Below are 1676 nucleotides of genomic sequence, written 5' to 3' on the forward strand. Positions count from 1 at the left end.
GTTAAATCAAACTGCGCAATCTCATCGGTATTGGTATCACAGATAACATAATCGTCTATGTTTGTTGGAACTACTGGTGATGGTAATACATTTAATACCAATGGTACTATAGTAAAGCATCCTGTTATTGTGTTCTCTGCTCTTGCATAAACGGTTTGTGTATCTGGTACGATATTACTGTAAGGACTCACTAATGGGTTTTGTGCGTTTTCAGCATCTGCCATAGTCTCATGGTAGCTCACAGCAATATCCAATTCGCCATTGATGATCTCTACTGTTCTACTGTCTAAATCAAAACTTGCAAAGCCATCATTGTCTACATCACATTCTTCTAAGTCTGTTGGTACTGCTGGTGACGGTATTGGGTTTACTCGTAAATCTAAAGTGATCGTACTCACACAGCCTGTAACATCATTGGTCGCTCTTACATAAATAGTCTGTGGGTTTACAGTATTAGTATATGGACTTGTGATTGGGTTGTTCCCTGAATCGGCATCGGCTTGGGTCTCATAATACGTCAGGCTGATTCCTGTTTGACCATTCAAGATCTCATCAGCTGCATCTTCTAATGTAAAGGCTTCTTGCTCATCGCCTGGGTTGTTATAATCACATAACTCCAATGGTGATGGTTGTACCAATACTGGTAATGCATTAACGATAAGCTCTAATGTTGTAAGCTTATAACATCCGTTGTTATTGTCTTCTACTCGTACCCATAGGGTCTGGTTGAAGGCTGTTGTGTTTGTATAGGCTGCTGGGTTCAGTATTGGGTTTGTTCCTGCTTCAGCATTAGCTTCTGTTTCATGATAAGTGACTGTATACTGTGTTGGGTCTGCTAGGTTTTGAAGTACTTCTGCATCCTTGGTAGTAAGGTCAAACTGTGCAAATCCATCGGCTGAGGCATCATCACATACTTGTAATGGTGTTGGTCCTGCTCCCAGTTGTGGGGTTGGATTTACTATCAATACTAAATCTACTATCGTAGCACAATCGGTAGCTATGGTAGCGCTTTCTACCCTTGCGTAAACGGTTTGCGTGTTTACCACAATGTTATTGTATGGACTTGCTAATGGGTTTACATTATTATTGGCATCTGCCATAGTCTCATGATAAGTTACTGTAAGTCCTGGAACGCCTCCTGTTATTTCATTATCTGCATCGGTAAGGGTAAACACTCCAAAACCATCACTATCAGGATCACAGTACTCCAATGGTGTTGGCACATTAGCTACTGGTGCTTGTTCCACTACCAACGTTAAGGTTGTAGTAGCATAACATCCTGTGTTGATATCCTGAACACGTACATACACTACTTCTCCATCAAACCCTGTGTATGGTATTGGTAATGGGTTAGTAGCATTGTCTGCATCTAACTGTGTTGGGTAATACGTTACCGAGTAGTTCGGGTTGTTACCACTGATCTCTATATTCTTTAGAGTAAGATCAATGTCTGTTATGCCGTCTGGTACATTATCATCACAAACTTCCAATGGTGTAGGAACTACTAATGCTGGAAGTGGGTTGACCACCAACTCAAAACTACTTACTGAAGCACAGTTTGTAATTGTATTGGTAAGTGCCACATATAGGGTTTGTGGATTGGTTTGATTAATATATGGTACGGTTATCGCATTGATTCCTGCTTCGGCATCTGCCTGTGTTTCGTAATAGCTTAC

1 pseudogene is annotated in these 1676 nt (G+C 40.9%); it reads right to left on the reverse strand.

Features of this window, described 5'->3' with window-relative positions:
- Positions 1 to 1676: pseudogene (locus OD803_RS14425) on the reverse strand (hypothetical protein); the annotation flags it as partial.

This window comes from Gaetbulibacter sp. NE (assembly GCF_025548475.1).
Classification (GTDB): Bacteria; Bacteroidota; Bacteroidia; order Flavobacteriales; family Flavobacteriaceae; genus Gaetbulibacter_B; species Gaetbulibacter_B jejuensis.